The sequence below is a fragment of the Polaribacter batillariae genome (assembly GCF_017498485.1).
Lineage (GTDB): Bacteria > Bacteroidota > Bacteroidia > Flavobacteriales > Flavobacteriaceae > Polaribacter > Polaribacter batillariae.
In genome coordinates this window covers 2111997-2134927 of sequence record NZ_CP071795.1, presented here as the reverse complement: position 1 = coordinate 2134927, position 22931 = coordinate 2111997, and the positions used below count along the sequence as shown (strand labels likewise).

The window sequence follows — 22931 nt, the reverse complement described above, 5'->3', positions numbered from 1 at the left end:
GCGAATCCTTTCAAAAATAGTATTTTTATTAGTTAATTATGAGCGGATTTGAAATTATAGCACAAAAACTACATTTATTTACGAGAAAATTCTACGTAAATGAACTAATAAAAGGAACCATCTTATTTCTTTCTTTAGGATTCCTATACCTATTATTTACCTTGTTTTTAGAGTATTTTTTATGGTTAAAACCAACAGCAAGAACCATACTTTTTTGGCTGTTTATAGGTGTTGAAGTTTTTTTATTAATAAGATTTATTGCCATTCCTATATTTAAATTATTCGGTTTCCGAAAAGGAATTACTTTAGAAGAATCTTCAAAAATTATTGGAGCGCATTTTCCAGAAGTTAACGACAAATTACTGAATGTTTTACAGCTGAAAGAAAATTCGCATCAGTCTGATTTGTTAGTAGCGAGCATCCATCAAAAATCAAAAGAATTACAACCCATTCCGTTTGTAAAAGCAGTCGATTTTAAGAAAAATACCAAGTATTTAAAATATGCAATTGTACCTGTTTTAATTTGGTTAATTACTTTAATATCAGGTAATAACGGAATTTTTACACAAAGTTTAGATCGTGTTGTAAACCACAGAAAAGCATACAATCCTCCAGCACCATTTTCTTTTTCTTTACAAAATGAAAACTTGCAAGTTATTCAAGGCAAACCAATTACAATTATCGTAAATACAACAGGAACTGTATTGCCATCTGAAGCAAAAATTATTTTCGATAACCAGCAATATTTTCTTCAAAATAATGGAAATGGAATGTTTTCTTACACCTTTTCTGATGTTCAAAAACCAATACATTTTTTCGTTGAAGCAAATGGTGTGCAATCGCAAGATTTTAATATTGAAATTATAAATACACCAACAATCAACAATATTGCTTTGCAATTGAATTATCCAAGGTATGTGGGCAAACGAAACGAAACCATCCAAAACACAGGAAATATTATTGTTCCAGAAGGCACCAGAATTACATGGAAAGTAGAAGCTTCTCAAACGGATTCTGTCGCGTTTATTAACAATGAAAAAAGAAATTTATTCAAAAATATTTCGAATTCTAATTTTGAATTTTCGAAATACATCAGAAATTCACTCAACTACCAAATAACATCTTCCAATGAAAACTTAAAAGATTATGAAAATTTGCAGTTTTCTGTTGGTATTATTAAAGATGAAGTTCCAGAGATTTCTGTACAAACTAATATCGACAGTATTTCACGTGGAACAGCAGAATTTGCAGGTCAAATTTCAGACGATTATGGTTTAAAAAAATTGCAGATTGTGTATTACGATGCTAACAATCCTCAAAATCAACAAACGTTCGATTTACAAATTACGAAAGAAAATATACAAACATTTTTTTATCAATTTCCTGACGGATTAAATTTAAAACCAGGCATCAATTACGAATTATTCTTTCAAGTTTTTGATAATGATGCCGTAAACGGAAATAAAAAAGCGAAGAGTAAAGTTTTTAATTATCGACAAAAAACTACCCAAGAAATCGATCAAGAAATCTTACAAGAACAAAGAAATACCATTAATAGTTTAGAAAACTCCATTCAAAAACAAGAAAAACAAGAGAAGGAGCTGAATAAAATTAAAGAAGCTTTACAAAACAAAAAGAAGCTAAGTTGGAACGATAAAAAGAAAGTAGAAAACTTTATAAAACGTCAAGAAAACTATAAAAAAATGATGCAACGTCAAACTGATGAGTTGCAAGAAAATTTAGACGAGAAAAAGGAAGAAAATAAAGATCTTCAAGAAAAGAAAGAAGAACTCAAAAAACGAATCGAAGAACTTAAAAAATTAGACAAGCAACAAAAGTTGTTAGATGAAATTAAAAAAATGGCTGATAAATTAAATAAAGAAGATTTAGTAAAAAAAGCCAAAGAATTAGCACAACAAAACAAACAACAAAGGCGAAGTTTAGAGCGCATGTTAGAACTTACTAAGCGTTTTTACGTCGAACAAAAAACCATGCAAATTGCCAATAAATTAGAAGAATTGGCAAAAAAACAAGAAACTTTAGCAAATAAAGAAGATGCCACTTTAGAAGACCAGAAAAAATTAATGACGAATTTAAAGAACTAAAAAAAGAGTTAGAGGAATTGGCTAAAGACAACGAAAAGTTAAAAGAACCTATGGAGTTGCCAGATGTAGAAGATGAAAAAGAGGCCATAGATAAAGAGTTAAAAAATTCAGAAGAAAATATTAAAAAACAAGATAAAAATCAAACTAAAAAAAGCCAAAAAAATCATCTAAAAAGATGAAAGAGATGAGTGCCAAAATGCAAAAGGCGATGGAAGCAATGGAAGGAGATTCTATAGAAGAAAACATGGAAGATTTGCGAAAAATTTTAGAAAATTTGGTTACGTTTTCATTTCAGCAAGAAAATTTAATGAATAAGTTTAATGAGATTTCTACAGAACATCCAGATTATGGAAAAAATCTAAAAAAACAAAACGACATTCGAACTTATTTCGAATATATAGACGATAGTTTGTACGTACTTTCTATGCGTTTGCCAAAAATATCTGCAAAAATTCAAGACGATTTATCTACTGCACATTATAATTTAGAACAATCTTTAGAGAATTTTTCTGAAAATAGATTCAATAACGGAATTTCGAACCAACGTTATGTAATGACATCTACAAACAACCTTGCAGATTATTTGAGTAATATTTTAAACAGTATGAAAAACTCCATGTCTATGAAAATGGGCAAAGGAAAAAAAGGAGATTTTAGTTTGCCAGACATCATTAAAAAGCAAGGAGAATTGTCTGAAAAGATGAAGCAAGGAATGAAAAAAGGAGGAGAAAAACCAGGGCAAAAACCTGGAGAGAAACCTGGAGAAGGCCAAAAAGATGGTAAAGAAGGGAAGAAACCAGGTGAGAGCGGAAAATCTGGAGATAAAGGAGAAGATGGCAAAAATGGAAAAGGTAAAGGGGGAAAAGAAAATGGGAAAAATGGTAAGCCTGTAGAAAATGGAAAAAGAGGAGAAGAAGATGGAGAAAGTGACGATTTAGATGGCGAGTTATATGAAATTTACAAACAACAATCTTTGTTAAGGCAAGAACTTCAAAATGCCATTAAACAAAGCGAAAACGAAAATCCTAATGGAAATACTGCTGCTAAAAAAGCATTAAAAACCATGGAACAATTAGAAAATGAAATTTTAGAAAAAGGCTTTAATGCAGGAACACTCCAAAGAATGCAGCGATTAAATTACGAGTTGTTAAAATTAGATACTGCTGCTTTAGAGCAAGGAGAAGACAAGAAACGAAAATCTACCTCAAATTTTAAAGAAAGTGAAAGAAACAAAGCCAAAATACTTCAATTTAAAAAGCAGTTTTACAATCAAATAGAGATATTAAACAGACAATCGTTACCTTTGCAGGAAAATTATAAAATTAGGGTTCGAGAATATTTTTCTGAACCTAAGAAAAAAGAGAAATGATAACGTTTAATTACGAAACTGATTTTGAAATTCTCAACGAAAAAGCGTTAGAAAATTGGATAGTAAATACAATCGAAAAACATAATTGTAAAGTAGGCGAAATCAATTATATTTTTTGTGATGATGCTTATTTACACAAACTAAATGTCGAATTTTTACAACACGATACCTTAACCGATATTATTAGTTTCGATAATTCTTTAGGTAAATTAATCAACGGAGATATTTTTATTTCTATAGAAAGAGTAGCAGATAATGCCAACGATTTTAAGGTTTCTTTTGAAGAAGAATTGCATAGAGTAATAATACATGGTATTTTACATTATCTTGGTTTTAAAGATAAAACAGAAAACGAAAAAAAAGAGATGAGAAATCAAGAAAACAACGCTTTATCACTCTTAAGTATTTAAAAATCAGTTATTTAAAATTATAGTTTCACGTGGAACAGTAATATATATGAGTTTATTTACAACAAATTACGATGTTATAGTAGTTGGTGGTGGTCACGCAGGTAGTGAAGCCGCAGCAGCAAGTGCAAATATGGGTGCACATACTTTATTAATTACAATGAATTTACAAAACATTGCGCAAATGAGTTGTAACCCAGCAATGGGCGGAATTGCCAAAGGACAAATCGTAAGAGAAATAGATGCTTTGGGTGGTTATAGTGGAATTGTAACCGATAAAACGGCCATACAGTTTAAAATGTTAAACAAGTCGAAAGGTCCTGCAATGTGGAGTCCAAGAGCACAATCAGATAGAATGCTGTTTGCAGAATGCTGGAGAACCATGCTAGAACAAACCAAAAATTTAGACTTTTATCAAGATTCAGTTAACGGGTTGTTGTTTAATGATGATACAATTATTGGTGTAAAAACAGCTTTAGGATTAGAGATAAAAGCAAAGACTGTAATTATAACAGCAGGAACTTTTTTAAACGGATTAATACATATTGGAGATAAAAGTTTTGGTGGAGGTAGAGCAGGTGAAGGAGCTTCAACCGGAATTACAGAAGACTTGATTAAAAAAGGTTTCGATGCGGGTAGAATGAAAACAGGAACTCCTCCAAGAGTAGATGGTCGATCTTTAGATTATTCTAAAATGATAGAACAACCAGGAGATGAAATCACAGAAAAATTTTCTTATTTACCAACGTCAAAAGCATTAACCAAACAACGTTCTTGTTGGTTAACTTATACCAATTTAAAAGTACACGATGCTTTAAGAGAAGGTTTCGAACGTTCGCCAATGTTTAATGGTAGAATACAATCTACAGGACCAAGATATTGCCCTTCTATTGAAGATAAAATCGATCGCTTTGCAACCAAAGAAAGGCATCAAATTTTTGTAGAACCAGAAGGTTGGACAACCTGTGAAATGTATGTAAACGGATTTTCAACATCGCTTCCAGAAGACATACAAGACAAAGCAATTCGTTCTATAGAAGGTTTTGAAAATGTAAAGTTTTTTAGATACGGCTATGCCATAGAATACGACTTTTTTCAACCCACACAATTAACACATTCTTTAGAAACAAAACTGGTTAAAAATTTATTTTTTGCAGGGCAAATAAATGGAACAACGGGTTACGAAGAAGCAGCTGCACAAGGTTTAATGGCAGGTGTAAATGCCGCTTTAAAAACACAAGAAAAACCACCTTTTATTTTAAAAAGAAGCGAAGCTTATATTGGAGTTTTAATCGACGATTTAATTACAAAAGGTACAGAAGAACCTTATAGAATGTTTACTTCTCGTGCAGAATATCGTACATTGTTAAGACAAGATAATGCCGATTTAAGATTAACACCACGTGGTTTTGAAATTGGTTTGGCATCCAAAGAACGATTAGATCGTGTGTTAGAAAAACAAAGAAAAACAGATTTATTAATCGATTTTTTGCAAAAAACAAGTGTAACAGAATCAGAAATCAATCCGATTTTAGAAGCTAAAAATTTAGCATTAATCAATCAGTCTATGAAACTTTATAAAATTGCGTCAAGACCTCAATTAGCATTTTCTGAGTTTTATAATATCGAAAAAGTAAAAGCCTTTTTAAAGGAAAATAATATGGATAGAGAAATTATAGAACAAGCAGAAATCCATTTAAAATATGCTGGTTATATAGCGAAAGAAAAAAACAATGCCGATAAATTAAACAGGTTAGAGAACGTTGTAATACCGGCCTCTTTTAATTACAGCAAAGTAAAATCTCTATCTTATGAAGCAAGAGAAAAATTAACAAAAATACAACCAACATCCATCTCTCAGGCAAGCAGAATTAGCGGAGTTTCACCAAGTGATATTTCTGTACTTTTGGTTTATATGGGAAGGTAGAAAATATTAAAATTGCAAAATGTTCCTCGTGGAACAATATAAAAAATTAAAGAATATGGAGAATGAAAAAGAACTCTATACAAATTTAATTCCCCACTTAAATTGTAAAGATTTTACGGTTTCAAATGAAACTTTTCAAATACTAAAAAATGAAATATATGAAATGTTAGTAACATTTCCTGTTCCAGAAAATTTAGAAGATTATTATAAAAGTGAAGCTTATATTTCTCACACAGATAGTAAAAAGTCTTTGCTTGATAAAGTATATCAACTTGTAAAAAGTTACACTTTAAAACGTAAACTTTCTTTGTTAAATTCTTTCGAAACCGAATCTAAATTGGTTTTAGATATTGGAGCAGGAACAGGAGATTTTTTAAAAGTTTGTAAAAACGATAACTGGAAAGTATTAGGGGTTGAACCCAATTTAAATGCCAGAAATATTGCAGCAAAAAAAGGCATTCAATTAAAAGAAAATTTATTAGAAATTACAAATCGAAAATTTGATGTTATTACACTTTGGCATGTTTTAGAACATGTACAAGATTTAAAAGGCACCCTTAAAACCTTAAAAAAATTATTAAAACCCGAAGGTAGAATTATAGTTGCGGTTCCAAATTATAAAAGTTGCGATGCAATTTTTTATAAAGAATATTGGGCAGCTTATGATGTGCCAAGACATCTTTGGCATTTCTCACAAAAATCTATTCACAAATTATTTTCTGAAGTAGATATGATGGTAGATGATACTTTACCTATGAAGTTCGATGCGTATTATGTTTCTTTATTAAGCGAGAAATATAAATCTGGTAAAATAAAACCACTAAAAGCATTGTACAGAGGTTTTCTATCAAATTTTAATGCGATAAAGACTTCTGAGTATTCTTCGTTTATATATGTAATTAAAAACTTCTAAAAAACGATTTTAATACACCTAATTTAACACTTCGAGTTTAAAATATATAAACTACCGTCATAAAATGTAAAAACCTCTTAAAACGCATGTTTTAAGAGGTTTTTTTAATAAATTTTATTTATTAATTTTTTTAAATTATTACTTTTAGTTATTTAATAGAAAAACACCAAAAGTAGAGATGATAAAATAGACCGCTAACGACATTGCTCCTGCATAATCTTTTGCCAAACGTTGGCCTATTAATAAAAAAAGTAAAGTAATTGCAGAGAGCTCAATGCCGAATAAAGCAACTTCTTTTGCTTCTGAAGTATATAATTGGTACACTCCAATAATCATTAAAGCTCCAGCAACCATTTCAATTATTAAAATAATGGCTAATAAAAAAGGAACATTATTTTTTAATGGAGAATTTTTAAAATGATCTGTAATAAAAGCGACGTTTCCTTTCCAATCTAAAAGTTTGTCTATTCCAGATTGAACAAAAGTGATGATTAAAAAAAAGAGAATTAATACTTCTGCAGGGTATTTTGATAAAAAGTTCATGCGAAGTTGTTTTTATTTTCCGAATAAACGTTGAAAAAAGTTTTTTGTTTTTTTAGTTGCTTCATCAATTTCTTCTTTTGCATCTTCTGCCAAATCAGCCAAATTTTCTGCGGCTTCACTCGCAAATTCAGTAGCTTTTTCTTTTACATCTTCGTACATTTCTTCTGCATCTTCTGCAAATTCACTTACTTTTTCTTTGGCCTCATCAGAATATGAACTTAGTTTTTCTTTTATTTTATCCATATTTTCATCAGAAAAAGTCTCGTTTATTTTTTCTTTAGCTGTCTCAAAAGCTTTGCTGGCATCTTCTTTAAATTCAGCGGCTTTTTCGGCAGCGACATCTTTTATTTCATTTGCTTTTTCTTTGAAATTATCTAAGGCATCTTTAGATTCTTCTGTAACCGTTTTTTTAATTTCTTTTGGCGGTAATTTATCTTCTTTTTTAGACATAATTAATTGATTTATATTTGTTTATATTATTTAAAAGCTTTATCTATAGGTTCCCAAAGTTCTATTTTATTTCCTTCATTATCTAAAATCCAACCGAATTTGCCATAATCGTAGGTTTCCATTTCTCCGACAATGGTAACCCCTTCTTTTTTTAGTTCGGCCAGTAATTTAACTAAATTTTCAACACGATAATTAAACATAAAGTCTTTTTTTGAAGGCTCGAAATAGCGGGTGTCTTTTGCAAACGGACTCCATTGTGTAGAAGCGTCTTTTCCTTTTGCGTCTTTCCACCAAAAAGTAGCTCCATAATCGTCTGTATTGAAACCTAAATGTTTTTGATACCAATCTTTAGATGCTTTCGGGTTTTTAGACTTAAAAAATAATCCGCCAATTCCTGTAACTCTATTTTTCATAATTTTTATTTTTATGTCATTTCGACTTTATGGAGAAATCTCGAACACGAATATGATTGCTAAGATTTCTCAGTTCCACTTCGTTCATTCGAAATGACATTGTTGTCATTTCGACCTTGTGGAGAAATCCCCATTTATATTTTGTTTAAAAATCGCATTAAGCTTTTTTTATAAATAATAAGAGATTTTTCAACTTCATTATATTTCCCTCAAGATGACATTCGCTTGTCATTTCGACCTTTTGGAGAAATCTCGAATACGAATATGATTTCTAAGATTTCTCAATTCCACTGCGTTTCATTCGAAATGACATTCGTTTGTCAATTCGACTTTATGGAGAAATCTCGAACACGAATATGACTGTTAAGATTTCTAAATTCCACTTCGTTCATTCGAAATGACATTCGTTTGTCATTTCGACTTTATGGAGAAATCTCGAACACAAATATGATTGCTAAGACTTCTCAATTCCACTGCGTTTCATTCGAAATGACATTCGTTTGTCAATTCGACTTTATGGAGAAATCTCGAACACGAATATGATTTCTAAGATTTCTCAATTCCACTTCGTTTCATTCGAAATGACATTCGTTTGTCTTTTCGACTTTATGGAGAAATCTCCCCATCCCTTTTTAATTTTTCAACTTCAGTTTTCTTCACTCAAAATAACAAATGATTACTTCTTTTTAATGTTCGTTTCATAAATATCTATCCATTCTTTTACAGACAATTTTTTGCATAATTCTGCAATTAACTCATAAGGAATATCCTCTATTTTTTTAAAACGAATACAACTTTTTCCCATGTCTAATTTGCGAGAATTGTGTTTTGGGTATTCATTTACAAACCAATCATGAATTTCTGGAACCGCATAAATACCACTATGATATACATTAATGGAGTTTTTTTGAGAAGCAATATTCATAAAAGGCAAAGGTTCTTCAGGCTTACAGTGGTAACCATCTGGATATATTTCATGCGGAACAAAATACCCAATCATTCCATATTGAATGCCTTCCTGAAAGTCTTTTGGTAGATTTTCTTTAATGGTTTTCCGTAATTTTTTAAGTGCTTCTTGTCTTTCTTCTGGAACTTGGTTAATGTAATCTTCAGGAGAAGTTGCTTTGTACTGCATGACTTTTAGTTTTAAGCCAACAAGTTAATAAATTTTTTTTTGAGCATATTATTCATTTCGAACGAAAGGCATTGGAGTTGAGAAACCTTATTGTTAAACTGTTTTTTGTGAGATTTCTCCATAAAGTCGAAAAGACAAACAAGTGTCATTTTGAGTGAAACGCAGTGGAATCGAAAAATCTCTTATTTGTAGTTTAATATTGAAAAAAATACGTCACTTTTTAACTTTGTTAAGATTTCTCCACAAGGTCGAAATGACAAACAGATGTTATTTTGAGTGAAAGGCAATGGAATCGAAAAATCTCTTATTGTAGTTTAATATTGAAAAAAATACGTCACTTTTTAACTTTGTTAAGATTTCTCCACAAGGTCGAAATGATAAACGAATGTTGTTTTGAGGAAAGCAAATCGAAATCGAAAAATCTATCGTTTTAAAGGAGTTTCTAAAGTGAGATTTCTCCGCAAGGTCGAAATGACAAACAGAACAGTTAACAAAACTTTGTTTTGATTTTATTTACAATCGTTTGTGCTAATTTTTCTTTGCTTTCAACTGTCCAACCCGCAATATGTGGAGATAAGATTACATTTTCTGAATTGATTAAGTAATGAAAAGCCTCTGGTATTTTATTGTCAGAAAATAAGTTTTCAAAACTTGCTTTTTCATATTCTAAAACATCTAAACCAGCACCTAAAATTTTACCTGATTTTAATGAGGAAACCAAATCTTTGGTAACTACGGAGGTTCCGCGTGCAGTATTTATCAACCAAAAATTCTTTTGAAAACTATTGATAAAATTTTCATTTACCATATTTTTTGTAAGCTCAGTTTGTGGCGTATGTAAACTTAAAACATCGCTATTTTCTTGCAATTCTTTTAGCGAAACCTGCATGCAATTTTCGTCGCCAACATTAGGTTTTAAATCGTAACAAATTACATTTACATCGAAACCACGTAATTTTTTTGCGAAAGATTTGCCCATATTTCCATAACCAATTAAGCCAACAGTTTTTCCATCGAGTTCTATTCCGCGATTTTCTTCGCGCAACCATTTTCCGTTTCTAACTTCTTTATCGGCCTTATTTAGTTTGTTAAAAAGTGACAATAGCATGCCCAAAGAATGTTCGCCAACAGCATTTCTATTGCCTTCTGGAGCTGCAATTAATTCGATATTTTTTGAGGTTGCATATTCACAATCGATATTTTCTAAACCAGCACCAACTCGTCCAATAAACTTTAGTTTTGTGGCTTTATTTAAGAAATTTTTATCAATAGAAAACCGACTTCTAATTATAAAACCATCGTAATTATGAATTTTAGCTTCAATTTCTTTTTTTGAAGACGTATAATCTTCATTATTAATAAAACCCAACTCGTTCAATTGATTTATTAAAAGCGGATGATTTGTGTCTAAATGTAGAATTTTCATGTTATTAAAAAACAGTAAAACAGTTTAAGTTTCTACTTCGTAATAAATTCCTTCCCAAAGGGAAAGGTTAGGATGGGCTCTTTAATATTGCTCTTTTTTATTCGGAAAATCGCCACTTTTAACATCGGTAATATAGCTTTTGAAAGCACCTGCCATATCTTTATACAAATCTAAATATCTTCGTAAAAAACGTGGATGAAATTCGTGTGTCATTCCAATCATATCGTGGGTTACTAAAACTTGACCATCAACACCATTTCCAGCACCAATTCCAATAACTGGAATCGAAATTGCATCAGCAACTTGCTTGGCTAATTTTGCAGGCACTTTTTCTAAAACAATCGCAAAACAGCCAATTCTTTCGAGCATTAAAGCATCTTCCATTAGTTTTTCTGCCTCTTCTTCTTCTTTTGCTCTAACAGTATATGTCCCGAACTTGTAAATAGATTGTGGCGTTAAACCCAAATGACCCATCACAGGAATTCCGGCATTTAAGATGCGTTTTATAGATTCTTTTACCTCTTTACCACCTTCTAATTTTATAGAATGTCCTCCAGATTCTTTCATAATTCGAATCGCAGAACGCAACGCTTCTTTTGGGTCCGATTGGTAACTTCCAAAAGGCAAATCTACCACCACCAAACAACGTTCAATGGCTCTTACTACTGAACTTGCATGATAAATCATTTGATCTAATGTAATTGGTAATGTAGTTTCGTGACCCGCCATTACATTAGAGGCAGAATCGCCTACTAATAAAACATCGATTCCTGCGCTATCTAAAATTTTTGCCATGGTATAATCGTAAGCAGTTAGCATAGAGATTTTTTCTCCATTTGCTTTCATATCTACCAACGATTTTACAGTAACGCGTTTATATTCTTTTTTAGCTACAGACATATTTTATAGTTTTTTGTTGCGGTAAAAGTAAGAAAAAGCAATAGATGTTCTACATTTTTTCAATTTTCTAAAAATTAGTAGCTTTAGCCTTTTAAAAATTAGTAAATGATACTTCGAATTATAACTTTTCTTGTAATCTTTATTTTTTCAGCAACTACTTTTGCGCAAGAAAATAAAGATAAAATTGCCATAAAAAGTGTTATTGATACTTTTTTTGAAGGTTTACATAAAGGTGATAGTACACTTATAAAATCTACGTTGCATAAAGAAGTAAAAATTCAAACGACATCAACTGATAAAAACGGAACTAAAATACTAAAGACAGATCGTGTAGAAAAATTACTTACTGGAGTTGCCAATAAAAATCCAACACATGTTTATTTAGAAAAACTCACGGCTATAGATGTTAAAATTGATGGGAATTTGGCTTCAGTTTGGACGCCCTACGAATTTTATTTCAACGGAAAATTTAGCCATTGTGGCGCAAATTCTTTTCAACTTTTTAATAATAATGGAAATTGGCAAATAATTTATTTAGTAGATATGAGAAGAAGAGAAAATTGTGATGCTTTAAAAGAAAAAAAATAGCAGTATATTTGTTCTTTTACCAAACAAATGTTACAAGAAGAAAATACTATAAACTCAGAGAAATGGATTGATAATTATGCAGATTATTTGTATAACTATGCGATTCCTCGTGTGAACGACAGCGATTTAGCGAAAGATTTGGTGCAAGAAACATTTTTTGCGGGCTTAAAGTCGGCAAAAAATTTTCAAGGAAAATCTACAGAAAGAACTTGGTTGGTTTCTATCTTAAAAAGAAAAATTATCGATTATTATCGTAAAATTAATTCTAACAAAGGCAAAGCAGAGGTTCGAATGAATTTTTACGACGATGGCGAAAATGAAGGAAATTGGATTGAAGAAAGAGTGCCACAAGCCTGGGACAATCAATCTGAAAAAAGCATAGAAACGGAAGAACTAAGAGATCAATTAGAAAGATGTATCGATAATTTGCCCGAAAAATATGCATTAGTTTTTCGATTAAAAACAATACAAGAATTCGAAACAGAAGAAATTTGTAAGGAACTAGATATAACTGCGTCAAACTTATGGGTTATCATACACAGAGCAAGAACTCAGCTTAGAAAATGTATGGAAGATAATTGGTTTAATAATTAAAAGATGTTTAAAAAATTAAAAATAACTTGCGACGAAGCAACGACGATATGTGATAAAAATCAGTATGGTGAAGCTACAATTTTAGAGCTAGTAAAATTAAATATTCACTTTTTAAGATGTAAAATCTGCTCTTTATATACAAAACAAAATATGACTTTAACGAAACTTTACAAAGGCTATTCTAGCAGTTGTAAAAGTGTAAAGCATTGTATGTCAGAAGAAGATAAAGAAAAACTTAAAAAGGCATTAGAAGAAAGCAGTCTTTAAAAAATACTTTTATTAAAATGTAAACGGAACGTATATTTATTATGTGCTCCGTTTTTTTCTTTTTTAACAATTTGTAAAGGTAAAATTATTTGAATTCGAAATACCATCTTTATAAACCAAAGAACCCAAATACACTTAAAAATGCACTTTTTACCAGAAAAAATAGATAATTATATTGTAGAACATTCGCAACAAGAACCCAAAATTTTACAAGAATTAACCAAAGAAACGTGGCAAAAAGTACTAAACCCAAGAATGTTAAGTGGCGCTTTTCAAGGTCGAGTTTTATCGATGATTTCTAAATTAACAACACCCAAAAATATTCTTGAAATAGGAACCTACACGGGTTATTCTGCACTTTGCTTGGCAGAAGGTTTGGCAAAGAATGGCACTATTTTTACAATCGATAAAAATGAAGAGTTAGAAACACTTCAAAATAAATATTTCGAAAAATCGGAATACAGAAACCAAATTAAGCAACTGGTAGGAAATGCCTTAGAAATTATTTCAACAATTAATGAGAAATTCGATTTGGTGTTTATTGATGCAGACAAATCTAACTACATTAATTATTTTCATTTAATTATTGATAAAATGAATTCTGGCGGAATTATTTTGTCTGACAATGTTCTGTGGAGTGGAAAAGTAGTAGAAAAATTAGACCCAAAAGATACAGACACAAAAGTACTTTTAGCCTATAATAAACTGCTAAATGAAGATACTCGAATAGAAAGTATTTTGCTTCCTATTAGAGATGGTTTAACAGTTAGTAGAGTAAAATAAATGTAATTTTGTTTACCGTAAATGTTTCAATCAAGAGAAAACAACAAAGCGTAAGATTCTTTTTTAAACTAAACTTTTGTTAGAAAATAACCGATCTAAAGCTTTGTTTTCTAAGAATTCTTGTTTGAATAAAATGAATACTTTTATTCAAACAGAGTTGAGTTTACACTCTCAAATTCTAATGACAAGAATGCGCATTGGTATAAAATGGAAGATGTTTATACAGGTTCTAATATTATTTTTACAGAAATTAAACAAGCTCGAACAACTTTCCTGGTAAAGGTTTTAAAACACCTTTCATTTCCATTTGTAGTAAAATAGATGACAGTTGAAAAATAGGAATATTACATTCTAAAGAAATTACATCTAACAATTGTGCCCCTTTTTCGTGCAATAAATCGTAAATTTTTTGCTCGTTTTCGTTTAGATCTACAAATAATTGTTTTTGAATGGGTTGAGATTTTGCTTGAATATCCCAATTGAGCATTTTTACAATATCGTTGGCAGATGTTAATAATTGTGCGCTATTATTTTTAATAAGATTGTTGCAACCTCTGCTGTAAATATCTGTGGTTCTTCCTGGAACCGCAAAAACATCTCTATTGTAAGAATTTGCAATGTCTGCAGTTACTAAAGAGCCTCCTTTTTCGGCAGATTCTATAATTATGGTTGCTTTAGAAATGCCAGCAACAATTCTATTTCTTTTTAAGAAATTCTCTCTTAAAGGCGTTTCTTCGTGCCAAAATTCGGTTATAAATCCGCCATTTTCATTTACTTGATGGATGTGTTTTTTATGAACTTTCGGGTAAATTTCTTCTAAACCATGTGCTAAAACGGCTATCGTTTGTAACTTATTTTTAATCGCTGCTTTGTGTGCACAAATATCTACACCATAGGCAAAACCGCTAACAATTATTGGGTTGTATTCTACTAAATCTTCTACCAATTTATTGCAAAAATCGCGCCCATAAGAACTCATATTTCTTGTACCAACTATCGAGATTATTTTAGAGTTCGAAAAATCGATATTACCGTCTTTAAATAAGAGAATAGGGCTGTCTATACAATGTTGTAAATTGGTTGGGTAATCGTTATCTAAAAAATAAGAATAATCGATTTTATTGTCTTGTATGTATTTTAGCTCTTGTTCTGCAAATTCGATGTTTTTGTTTTCGAAAAGGTGTTTTAAAACATAATTTCCAATTCCGTTTATTTTGGCTAAACTTGTAGGTTTTTCTTTAAAAATTTGAACCACATCTCCCACATTTACAATGAGTTTCTTGGCTAAAATATCGCCAATTGCTTTCGATTTTTGTAAACGTAAAATGGCTAATAATTTTTCTTCTTCCACTGGTAACAATTTGACAACCAATATATAAAAAATTGTTGATAATTTTTAGAGAACTTTCTTTTGTGAACTTCTAAAACTTATATATTTGTTACAATGAATTTAGCCAACTACATAAACGATTTATTGTACAGATACGATTGCGTAATTGTTCCAGATTTTGGAGGATTTGTAACCAATAGAATTGGTGCAAAATTGCATAGAAATACCCATACTTTTTATCCACCAACAAAACAAATTACCTTTAACAGTCATTTACAACATAACGATGGTTTGTTGGCAAATTATATTGCTTCCACCGAAAACATTTCTTTCGAAAAAGCTTCTACAGCTATTTCTTTATCTGTAATTAAGTGGCAAAACGAAATTCAAACAAAAGCAATAAGCCTAAAAAATTTAGGAACTATTTCTTTAAATGAAACACAACAAATTGTTTTTGAACCTTCTAAAGAAGTTAATTTTTTAACAGAATCTTTTGGTTTATCTACCTTTGAATCTTCTACAATTAAAAGGCACAAAAAACCCGTAAAACCTTTAATTCCTGTAGCTAAAACCAAAGATAAAAAAGGCATTCCTACATTTATAAAATATGCTGCAACTGCTGCAATTTTATTAACATTAGGGGTTGCTGGTTACAAGGGATATCAACAAAACAAACAACAAGAAGTTTTGGCAAGCCAACAAGAAGCGCTAGATAAAAAAATACAGTCGGCTACTTTTGTAATCTCGAATCCGCTACCAACTATCGAGTTAAATGTTGCCAAAGAAATTGCAAAACCTTATCATATTATTGCTGGTGCTTTTCAATTTCCAGAAAATGCTGCTAAAAAAGTAGCACAATTAAAAGCAAAGGGATTTGATGCTAAAATTATTGGACTTAACAAATGGGGTTTAACCCAGGTTACTTATAACAGTTATGCCGATAAAAACAAAGCAATTAACCGTTTAAATAAAATTAAAAGAACGGTTTCTAAAGACGCTTGGTTGTTTGTAAAAACGCTAAAATAATTTACCTTTTCTTTATACTTTTTGCCTTCGCTTTTAAGTAAGCGATTACTATCTTTGCACAAAATTTTTCGATGGAAACAAAAACACCTAAAGACTCGTTAACGGTACTTACAGATTTAGTTTTACCTGGTGAAACTAATTATTTAGACAACCTTTTTGGAGGTGAATTGCTAGCAAGAATGGATAGAGCTTGTAGTATTGCTGCCAGAAGACATTCTAGAAGAATTGTGGTTACAGCTTCTGTAAACCATGTAGCCTTTAACAAATCTGTTCCTGTTGGAAGTGTGGTTACTATAGAAGCAAAAGTTTCTAGAGCTTTTAAATCTTCGATGGAAATTTATGTAGATGTTTGGATAGAAGATCGCCAATCTGGACAAAGAACAAAAGTTAACGAAGGAATTTATACTTTTGTGGCAGTAGATGAAACTGGTAAACCTGTTCAAATACCACAAATTGTGCCTGAAACAGATTTAGAAAAAGAGCGTTTTGATGGTGCTTTGCGAAGAAAACAATTAAGCTTGGTTTTAGCAGGTAAATTAAAACCTACTGAAGCTACAGAACTAAAAGCATTGTTCAATTAAAATAAGTAAACCATGGGCGCTTATAACTATAAAATCGTAATATCTATTGTAATTTTTTTGTTAGCGATTTTTATTCGTTTATTAATTACAAAATCGTTGCGTAAAATTCAGGTAAAGTTTGGGTTTCAAAAAGCGAGAATTTTAGTAACAAATAAAATAATTACAATTTTAATTTATATAACCGTAATTGTTGTTATTTCTTTTCTTTGGGGTGTAGATGAAAAGCAATTACTGGTGTATGTATCTTCATTTTTAACCATTTTAGGAATTGCATTTTTCGCGCAATGGTCTATATTATCTAATATTACTGCTGGTATAATTTTGTATGTTAATTATCCTGTTAAAATAGGAGATTCTATAACGGTTTTAGAAAAAGATAACGACATTACTGGAGAAATAAGAGATATTGGTGCCTTTTTTATTACTATTAGAACTCCTAAAAAAGAGTTGATTACCTTACCAAACTCTATAATCCTTCAAAAAAATATTCGATATTCTCCTCAGCCAGATTAATTTTAAATTAAAATAAAGAAGCTGTCTCGAAAGCATTAAAATTTGTCATTTCGACTGTAATGGAGAAATCTTATTTATTGAATTTCAGTATTTTAGATTTTTCGATAACTTTGTTAGCTACTTTCAATCAAAATATGTTTTTATTTTAGTAATGCTCAAAATAACAGTTACATTTACTTTTATGACAACGTTTATGTGTATGGATCGTTGCGTGTTAAAGCATGAATTACTCCAAGTACAAATCTACGTGAAAATTCCGCAGGAATTTTCCAGATGAGCACAGACCCAGCAATGGTTTATATACGGCTAGCACAAGTAATTTTAGACTGAATTTAATTGTTTAACCATATCTTTTATTTCGTTTATTTTTTTAAAATAATCCTCACTTTTCTTCTTGTTTTTTTCGAATAGTTCATTGTCAAAACAACTTATGAATCCCTGAATAAATGCATATCCCACAACTTTCCACCATCTATCAGTTGGATGAAAACCAGCATTGGTAATTTCAAAAACTAATTGAGTATTTATACCTTTAAGTCCAGTAATATAATTTTTAAGAAATGAGCAATAGTTATTCAGAATTTCTATCCCATACGATTTTTCATAATCGGGTAATAATTCAGAAGAAACTTCCCATTTTATAAAATCATAAAAATCTTCTTTTTGATACTCAAAAATTCGAAACTCTATATGAGCATAGGAATCGTGTTTTCTACAAAAACCTATTCCTTTGATTTCTTCAAAATTCCAATTAATAATTTTATCGTTTATTTGAGATAATTTATCAATTCCATAAATCCTATTATCAATTTTAATTAAATTATCCATTCGTAATTTCTTATTTGTGCTAACTTCTTTTTTAATATTAATATTTATCTCTTTTCAATTTTAAGATTTGTAATTTAAAAGATTACGCCATTTGCTCTTCGTGCTTTCCTTCATATACTTCTTCCACGAGTTTTGCGTTAAATGCTGGTAAATCTTTCGGGTTTCTACTGGTTACTAACCCTGCATCTACAACAACTTCTTTATCAGACCAATTTGCCCCTGCATTTATAATATCTGTTTTAATGGAGCTGTATGAGGTTACGTTTCTTCCTTCTAAAACTCCTGCTTCTGCTAATAACCAAGGTGCATGGCATATTGCGGCTACTGGTTTATGGTTTTCAAAAAAAGATTTTACAAACTTTACCGCATTTTCATCATTTCTTAATAAATCAGGATTGATAACTCCTCCTGGCAACATTAATGCATTATAATCTGCTTGAGAAACTTCATCTAAAGTTTTATCTACTTTGTAACTTTTGCCCCAATTACCATCTGCCCAGGATTTTATTTCGCCAGATTTTAAAGAAACTACATGCACTTCTGCACCAGCTTCTTCCAAGGCTTTTTTTGGTTCTCTTAATTCGCTTTCTTCAAATCCATTTGTTGCTAAAATTGCAACAGTCTTTCTGTTTAAGTTTTCCATTTTGTAATTTTTAAAGTGAATATGTATTGAAAAATAGATGTACTATCTAAATTCAGCACTAAATTACAAAGTATAGGAAATAGTGATTGACGTTATTAAAAACAAATTTGACACAAATACTATTTTAAGATAATTTTAGGTTTGTATTAACTCTTAAAAAAGCTTATCTTAAATCTTTAGGATCAATAATTTTTTGTTCTAAAAGCTGCTTTATTACAATTTCTGTCATATCGCTTTTAAATGCAAATTCGTAACGAATATCTACAACATAAGCTTTTAAACGCATTTTTAAATAAGAACGGCCTTCTTTTACTTCATTAAAAAACAACACATAAATAGGTTTGTTTAAATAGATGTATTTAGATATTTGTGCAGATTCATAAGCCAATTGTCTCACGCGTTTTGTATCTACAGTAATGGGTAAATAAATTTCTGCAACAACTTGGCAATTGGCTTCGCCTGTATTAGAGTTCGATACAGATTCGTTCATTAACTCTCCATTTGGAATACTTACCAAAGAGTCGTCTGCAGTTACAATTCTTATTGATCGCAAACCAATTTCTACAACTTCTCCATAATGGCTGCCCACTTCAATTTTATCGCCCACTGTAAAAGGTCGGTCTAACAAGATAATAATTCCGCCAAAAATGTTTTTAATAATATCTTGTGATGCAAAACCAACTGCAATACCTAAAGATGCAGACACCGCAATTAAGGTAGCTGCTGGAGGTTGAAAAACACCAACAATAATTAAAACAATAATAAATATCCAACCAAAAATTTTAATTACAGGAATAATTCCTTTTATTGTAATTCGTTGGTTTGTAAATTTTTCTGCATATTTTTCTAATAAAGAAACCGTAAATTTTATAAGTAAATAGCCAATAATAATAAAAATAATTGCCCAGAAAATTTTGGCTGCCGAAAAGAATTCCCAAATTGGTGGTGGCGTTAAATTTTCAACTATTTTATCTTTGGTATTTTTTACTTCTTTTTTTGCTTCTTCTTTTACAACAGAGTTTATTTTTAAAGAATCTACTTTTACACTATCTGTTTGTTGTACAATTGAAGATTGAATTGGTAAAAATGCAACCGTATTTTTGTTTACTGCTATAAAGTTGGCAGTAATAAAAAGAAATATGATAATTATTTTTTTCATTTTAAACATTTAATGAATCACATTTTTACTCTTTAATAAAGTGGTAATTTGACGATATAAAAATATGTTTATCGTGTAAAATTCTTCATTTTCCATTGTTAGCAAGCCTTTTTCGTACAAAGCATGTACAATGTTTTTAGTGTGCTGTTCATTTAAGCTAGAGAGCTGTAAAATATCTTCTATCGTTAATCTTTCTTGCAACAAAATACTATTTAGCATTAATAATTTTATAGGGGCTAATTTGTTTAAAAAAGAGGTGTTGATACTTTTTAAAGAACGCATATAAATGGTGCTTCCAGAAACTTTTACTGTAGAGCGAATCCAGTACATAAAAGCGATTCTAAAATTACTTTGTGCAATTTTATTAATATCGCTAAAAAAGTCTTCTTTTAAGATTTCTTGTTGCACTTCTACAGGAGATTTTAAAAATTTTTTGGTTAAATAAGCAACTGGTGGTTTTTCGAAATGCAAATTGTAGCCACTAATTTTGTGTCTTTTTATTAAGGCTTCTGTAATTGTTTGTTTGTCAATTTCATTCATTTCTATCTGAAAAGCAAAAAGTTCTGATATTTGAATTGATTTATCTAAATATTGAAACGCATACTTAGATGAAGTAACTATCCAAAAAACATTTTTTTTGGTTGAAGCAATTAAATTAGATAATAAATAAAGCACATTAAAGCCACCTACTTTTCTAAAATACAAATACTGTAAATCTTCTAAAATAATTATTTTCTTTTTTCCGTTGTTAAAAAAGGCGATCCAATCTTCTATGGTATCTAAATCTTTTTTAAAAGATGTTTTTAGAAAGGCAATAAAGTCAATAGGTTCGCTAATATTTTGTTTTGATGATAAAAAAATGGTTTTAGGCATTTTTTTATGCTGATTTAAAAAATAATGGATTAAAGATGTTTTTCCTGAGCCTCTTTCGCCAACAATTACAGTAGCTGCATAGTGGTTTTTACCAAATGAATTGTAAGCGACATCTAAACTTTGTAATGCTTCTGTTCTTCCAATAAATAGTGTTTCGTTTTGTAAAGTTTCCGAACGAAATAAGCGTTGATACACATAAGGTAATTCGTCTAAGGCTTGTTCTGCTTGCTTTAAAAAGTCAGATAAATCGCTGTTTACGTCTGCAATTTCTTTGTACAAACCTGTTCTAATTAACAAGTTTTTTACACGTCTGGCTGTTTTTGTGTACTTATTTTTAGAATAGTTTATGGCGACAGGAACAAAATTCTTAACGTTATTTATTACTTTTTCTTTTAGTAATTTACTTTTTTCGATAGATTTTGCCTTTGCAATCGATAATCTAATCTCTAAAATATTTTCTGTATCTGTTAATTCTAAAATACTTTGGTTAAATTTATTGATGCTTGGCAATAGCAGTTTGCCATTAGAAACATTTAAATGGGCTAACGTATTTTTTAATTCTTCAATTTTTTCTTCGCTTCTTTCTAAGCCTTCTAAAGCGACTTTTTTAGGTGAATTTTCTGTAGAAATACTGTCTTCGGTATCGTTGTCGAAAAGAGATAAAGCCGATTCTAAGTTAAATTCACTTACTTGAGCCAATGCATTTATATCGTCTATAAAAGAAGTAACTTTTACATTTAAATCTACTTTTGCTTGTTTAATTGTACTGAGTAAACTTGGCCAACTTTGGTAGGTTACTAACTCGTAAGGCGAAATATAATTTATAGCTGATGTTGCTGTTTTTGTACTAAAATCCATATCAGAACTAATCGCTCTTTTTGTAGAAAGTGTTTTTAGAACTTGTAGTACATTTTCTTCGAACTGATTAATTTGTAGTGGCAATTCTAGATTTGTAATTCGTATAGAAGTTTCTTCAATAGTTTTTTTAAAGTGCTTGTTTACATTTTTCAACTCATTAACAAAGGCACTTTTTATGTCTGCCTTTGTTTTTGCTTTCGAAATTGTGCTTTTTACGTCAAACAAATATGTTTTAATATTTTCCAATTCGTTTTTAACAACTTCCGAGCGCTTGTTTATAGACCTTTCTAAAACATCGTATTTAAAAAGTACACTAAAAATAATTTTAAAAATTTCGATATCTAACTCCCAATCGCTTTCTAAAACGCTAAAGGTATTTTGCCAAAGTTTTGCCTCTTTTTGGCTTTTCTCGAAAACCTCTTTTTGGTAATTTGCAATTTTATTAGTGTTAAAAAAATGGGCAGGCAACTCGAAAGTATCTGCTTTGTACAATGCATCTGTATATTGCAAAGCAGTTGCTTCAAAAATTTCTGCAAAGGCTAATTTATGGTGCTCGATTCTCGATTCTAAAGAAGGTACTTCTTTTAAAGTATCGAATAAATCTTCGGAAAAAGACAGTTCTTTTTTGTCGGACAAAAGAAGCTTTATAGCCTCATCTATACCATGATCAATCTTCCAATAAATGTTTGTAATTTCTGATATTTCTTTGTGTATTGCATCTATGGCTGTCGCCAAACTTTTTATAAGTTCGCCTTTAAAATAATACGATGTTGCATTTTTAAAAGGTATTTCTTGTTGCCAAAAAACAACTTCTTTTTTTGTTTTTCTAAAAATGTTGGCTGTTTTTAGAGGAATTTTAGAGATATTAAATAAACTACGTTTTATACTTTTTTTAAATTTTAGGGTTTTAGAATCTGTTTCTAAACCAAAAAATCGTTCTTTGTCTTGCGTTCTAGTTATGCTCGTATGTAAAGTCTCTAAATAAGCATCTAAAGAGGTAAAATAGTCGTTAAATAAAAGCTCTTCGTTAGAATTTATTTTAGAAAAATAGCTCGAAACTACATTATCTAATGCTTCTTTGTAAGTATCTAGTTCTTTTATAGCAACATCTTCTTCTGTTGTAAAGGTTTTATTAACGAGATTTTTTTGAAGCTGCTCTATTTTTTGCATCGTTTTATGATGCTCAGTAATTTTTTCTAAAAAAACAGACAGCAACTTTTCTTTATATAAAGCTACGATTTCGTTCTTCTGTTGTAAAATAGTTTCTTCCATTGACGGTTGTTAACATTTCAAAGATATC

General features: G+C 30.2%; 24 protein-coding genes. 13 read left to right on the top strand and 11 right to left on the bottom strand.

Annotation, left to right across the window (positions count from 1 at the left end):
• Nucleotides 1–38 precede the first annotated feature (38 nt).
• Genes JL193_RS17195 through JL193_RS09135 form a run of 6 tightly spaced genes read left to right on the top strand, consistent with a single transcriptional unit; the run spans nucleotide 39 to nucleotide 6721 of the window.
• Nucleotides 39–2105, top strand: coding sequence for a DUF4175 family protein (locus tag JL193_RS17195; protein ID WP_243456716.1), 2067 nt, complete (start codon nucleotides 39–41; stop codon nucleotides 2103–2105).
• A 17-nt stretch (nucleotides 2106–2122) separates the two neighbouring features.
• Nucleotides 2123–2284 carry a hypothetical protein gene (locus JL193_RS17190; protein ID WP_243456715.1) on the top strand — a complete coding sequence of 54 codons (162 nt, stop codon included), beginning with the start codon at nucleotides 2123–2125 and terminating at the stop codon, nucleotides 2282–2284.
• A gap of 5 nt (nucleotides 2285–2289) precedes the next feature.
• On the top strand, nucleotides 2290–3474 hold the full coding sequence (locus JL193_RS17185) for a hypothetical protein (RefSeq protein ID WP_243456714.1): 1185 nt from the start codon (nucleotides 2290–2292) through the stop codon (nucleotides 3472–3474).
• Nucleotides 3471–3884 carry an rRNA maturation RNase YbeY gene (gene ybeY, locus JL193_RS09145; protein ID WP_207970520.1) on the top strand — a complete coding sequence of 138 codons (414 nt, stop codon included), beginning with the start codon at nucleotides 3471–3473 and terminating at the stop codon, nucleotides 3882–3884. The genes JL193_RS17185 and ybeY overlap by 4 nt, the downstream gene beginning before the upstream one ends.
• A 46-nt stretch (nucleotides 3885–3930) precedes the next feature.
• On the top strand, nucleotides 3931–5808 hold the full coding sequence (mnmG, locus tag JL193_RS09140; RefSeq protein WP_207970519.1) for a tRNA uridine-5-carboxymethylaminomethyl(34) synthesis enzyme MnmG: 1878 nt from the start codon (nucleotides 3931–3933) through the stop codon (nucleotides 5806–5808).
• Between the two features lie 55 nt (nucleotides 5809–5863).
• Nucleotides 5864–6721: a class I SAM-dependent methyltransferase gene (locus tag JL193_RS09135; protein ID WP_207970518.1), complete on the top strand. Its 858-nt coding sequence runs from the start codon at nucleotides 5864–5866 to the stop codon at nucleotides 6719–6721.
• 144 nt (nucleotides 6722–6865) lie between these two features.
• On the opposite strand, the gene JL193_RS09130 is transcribed toward JL193_RS09135, so the two are convergent.
• The 6 genes from JL193_RS09130 to panB form a co-directional block, all read right to left on the bottom strand.
• Complete coding sequence (locus JL193_RS09130; RefSeq protein ID WP_207970517.1) at nucleotides 6866–7264, bottom strand: DoxX family membrane protein; 399 nt, start codon at nucleotides 7262–7264, stop codon at nucleotides 6866–6868.
• Nucleotides 7265–7276: 12 nt separating this feature from the next.
• Nucleotides 7277–7714, bottom strand: a complete 438-nt coding sequence (locus JL193_RS09125) for a hypothetical protein (RefSeq protein ID WP_207970516.1) — start codon at nucleotides 7712–7714, stop codon at nucleotides 7277–7279.
• Nucleotides 7715–7740: 26 nt separating this feature from the next.
• Nucleotides 7741–8127, bottom strand: coding sequence for a VOC family protein (locus JL193_RS09120; RefSeq protein WP_207970515.1), 387 nt, complete (start codon nucleotides 8125–8127; stop codon nucleotides 7741–7743).
• 676 nt (nucleotides 8128–8803) lie between these two features.
• A complete protein-coding gene (locus JL193_RS09115) occupies nucleotides 8804–9262 on the bottom strand; it encodes a DUF1801 domain-containing protein (protein WP_207970514.1) in 459 nt (152 codons plus the stop codon).
• A gap of 487 nt (nucleotides 9263–9749) precedes the next feature.
• Complete coding sequence (locus tag JL193_RS09110) at nucleotides 9750–10688, bottom strand: 2-hydroxyacid dehydrogenase (protein WP_207970513.1); 939 nt, start codon at nucleotides 10686–10688, stop codon at nucleotides 9750–9752.
• Nucleotides 10689–10769: 81 nt separating this feature from the next.
• On the bottom strand, nucleotides 10770–11588 hold the full coding sequence (gene panB / locus JL193_RS09105) for a 3-methyl-2-oxobutanoate hydroxymethyltransferase (RefSeq protein ID WP_207970512.1): 819 nt from the start codon (nucleotides 11586–11588) through the stop codon (nucleotides 10770–10772).
• A 105-nt stretch (nucleotides 11589–11693) separates the two neighbouring features.
• Between panB and JL193_RS09100 the strand changes: the two genes are divergently transcribed.
• The 4 genes from JL193_RS09100 to JL193_RS09085 all read left to right on the top strand — a co-directional run bounded on the left by JL193_RS09100 (nucleotide 11694) and on the right by JL193_RS09085 (nucleotide 13820).
• Nucleotides 11694–12176: a nuclear transport factor 2 family protein gene (locus tag JL193_RS09100; RefSeq protein WP_243456713.1), complete on the top strand. Its 483-nt coding sequence runs from the start codon at nucleotides 11694–11696 to the stop codon at nucleotides 12174–12176.
• 27 nt (nucleotides 12177–12203) lie between these two features.
• Nucleotides 12204–12770: a sigma-70 family RNA polymerase sigma factor gene (locus tag JL193_RS09095; RefSeq protein WP_207970511.1), complete on the top strand. Its 567-nt coding sequence runs from the start codon at nucleotides 12204–12206 to the stop codon at nucleotides 12768–12770.
• Between the two features lie 3 nt (nucleotides 12771–12773).
• Nucleotides 12774–13037: a hypothetical protein gene (locus tag JL193_RS09090; RefSeq protein ID WP_207970510.1), complete on the top strand. Its 264-nt coding sequence runs from the start codon at nucleotides 12774–12776 to the stop codon at nucleotides 13035–13037.
• A gap of 141 nt (nucleotides 13038–13178) precedes the next feature.
• Entirely contained in the window at nucleotides 13179–13820 is a 642-nt protein-coding gene (locus tag JL193_RS09085) for an O-methyltransferase (RefSeq protein ID WP_207970509.1), read from the top strand.
• A gap of 250 nt (nucleotides 13821–14070) precedes the next feature.
• Here JL193_RS09085 and dprA read toward each other — a convergent pair whose 3' ends face one another.
• Complete coding sequence (gene dprA, locus JL193_RS09080) at nucleotides 14071–15171, bottom strand: DNA-processing protein DprA (protein WP_207970508.1); 1101 nt, start codon at nucleotides 15169–15171, stop codon at nucleotides 14071–14073.
• 93 nt (nucleotides 15172–15264) lie between these two features.
• On the opposite strand from dprA, the gene JL193_RS09075 reads away from it, so the two are divergent.
• The 3 genes from JL193_RS09075 (at nucleotide 15265) to JL193_RS09065 (ending at nucleotide 17270) form a co-directional block, all read left to right on the top strand.
• Nucleotides 15265–16176 carry an HU domain-containing protein gene (locus tag JL193_RS09075; RefSeq protein ID WP_207970507.1) on the top strand — a complete coding sequence of 304 codons (912 nt, stop codon included), beginning with the start codon at nucleotides 15265–15267 and terminating at the stop codon, nucleotides 16174–16176.
• A 71-nt stretch (nucleotides 16177–16247) separates the two neighbouring features.
• Nucleotides 16248–16757 (top strand): acyl-CoA thioesterase, encoded by a 510-nt coding sequence (locus tag JL193_RS09070; protein ID WP_207970506.1) that lies wholly within the window; start codon nucleotides 16248–16250, stop codon nucleotides 16755–16757.
• A gap of 12 nt (nucleotides 16758–16769) precedes the next feature.
• A complete protein-coding gene (locus JL193_RS09065) occupies nucleotides 16770–17270 on the top strand; it encodes a mechanosensitive ion channel domain-containing protein (protein ID WP_207970505.1) in 501 nt (166 codons plus the stop codon).
• Between the two features lie 321 nt (nucleotides 17271–17591).
• On the opposite strand, the gene JL193_RS09060 is transcribed toward JL193_RS09065, so the two are convergent.
• The 4 genes from JL193_RS09060 to JL193_RS09045 form a co-directional block, all read right to left on the bottom strand.
• On the bottom strand, nucleotides 17592–18098 hold the full coding sequence (locus JL193_RS09060) for a hypothetical protein (RefSeq protein ID WP_207970504.1): 507 nt from the start codon (nucleotides 18096–18098) through the stop codon (nucleotides 17592–17594).
• Between the two features lie 82 nt (nucleotides 18099–18180).
• Entirely contained in the window at nucleotides 18181–18741 is a 561-nt protein-coding gene (locus tag JL193_RS09055; RefSeq protein ID WP_207970503.1) for a type 1 glutamine amidotransferase domain-containing protein, read from the bottom strand.
• A 163-nt stretch (nucleotides 18742–18904) separates the two neighbouring features.
• Nucleotides 18905–19900: a mechanosensitive ion channel family protein gene (locus JL193_RS09050; RefSeq protein ID WP_207970502.1), complete on the bottom strand. Its 996-nt coding sequence runs from the start codon at nucleotides 19898–19900 to the stop codon at nucleotides 18905–18907.
• Nucleotides 19901–19909: 9 nt separating this feature from the next.
• Complete coding sequence (locus JL193_RS09045) at nucleotides 19910–22903, bottom strand: AAA family ATPase (protein WP_207970501.1); 2994 nt, start codon at nucleotides 22901–22903, stop codon at nucleotides 19910–19912.
• Nucleotides 22904–22931: the final 28 nt, after the last annotated feature.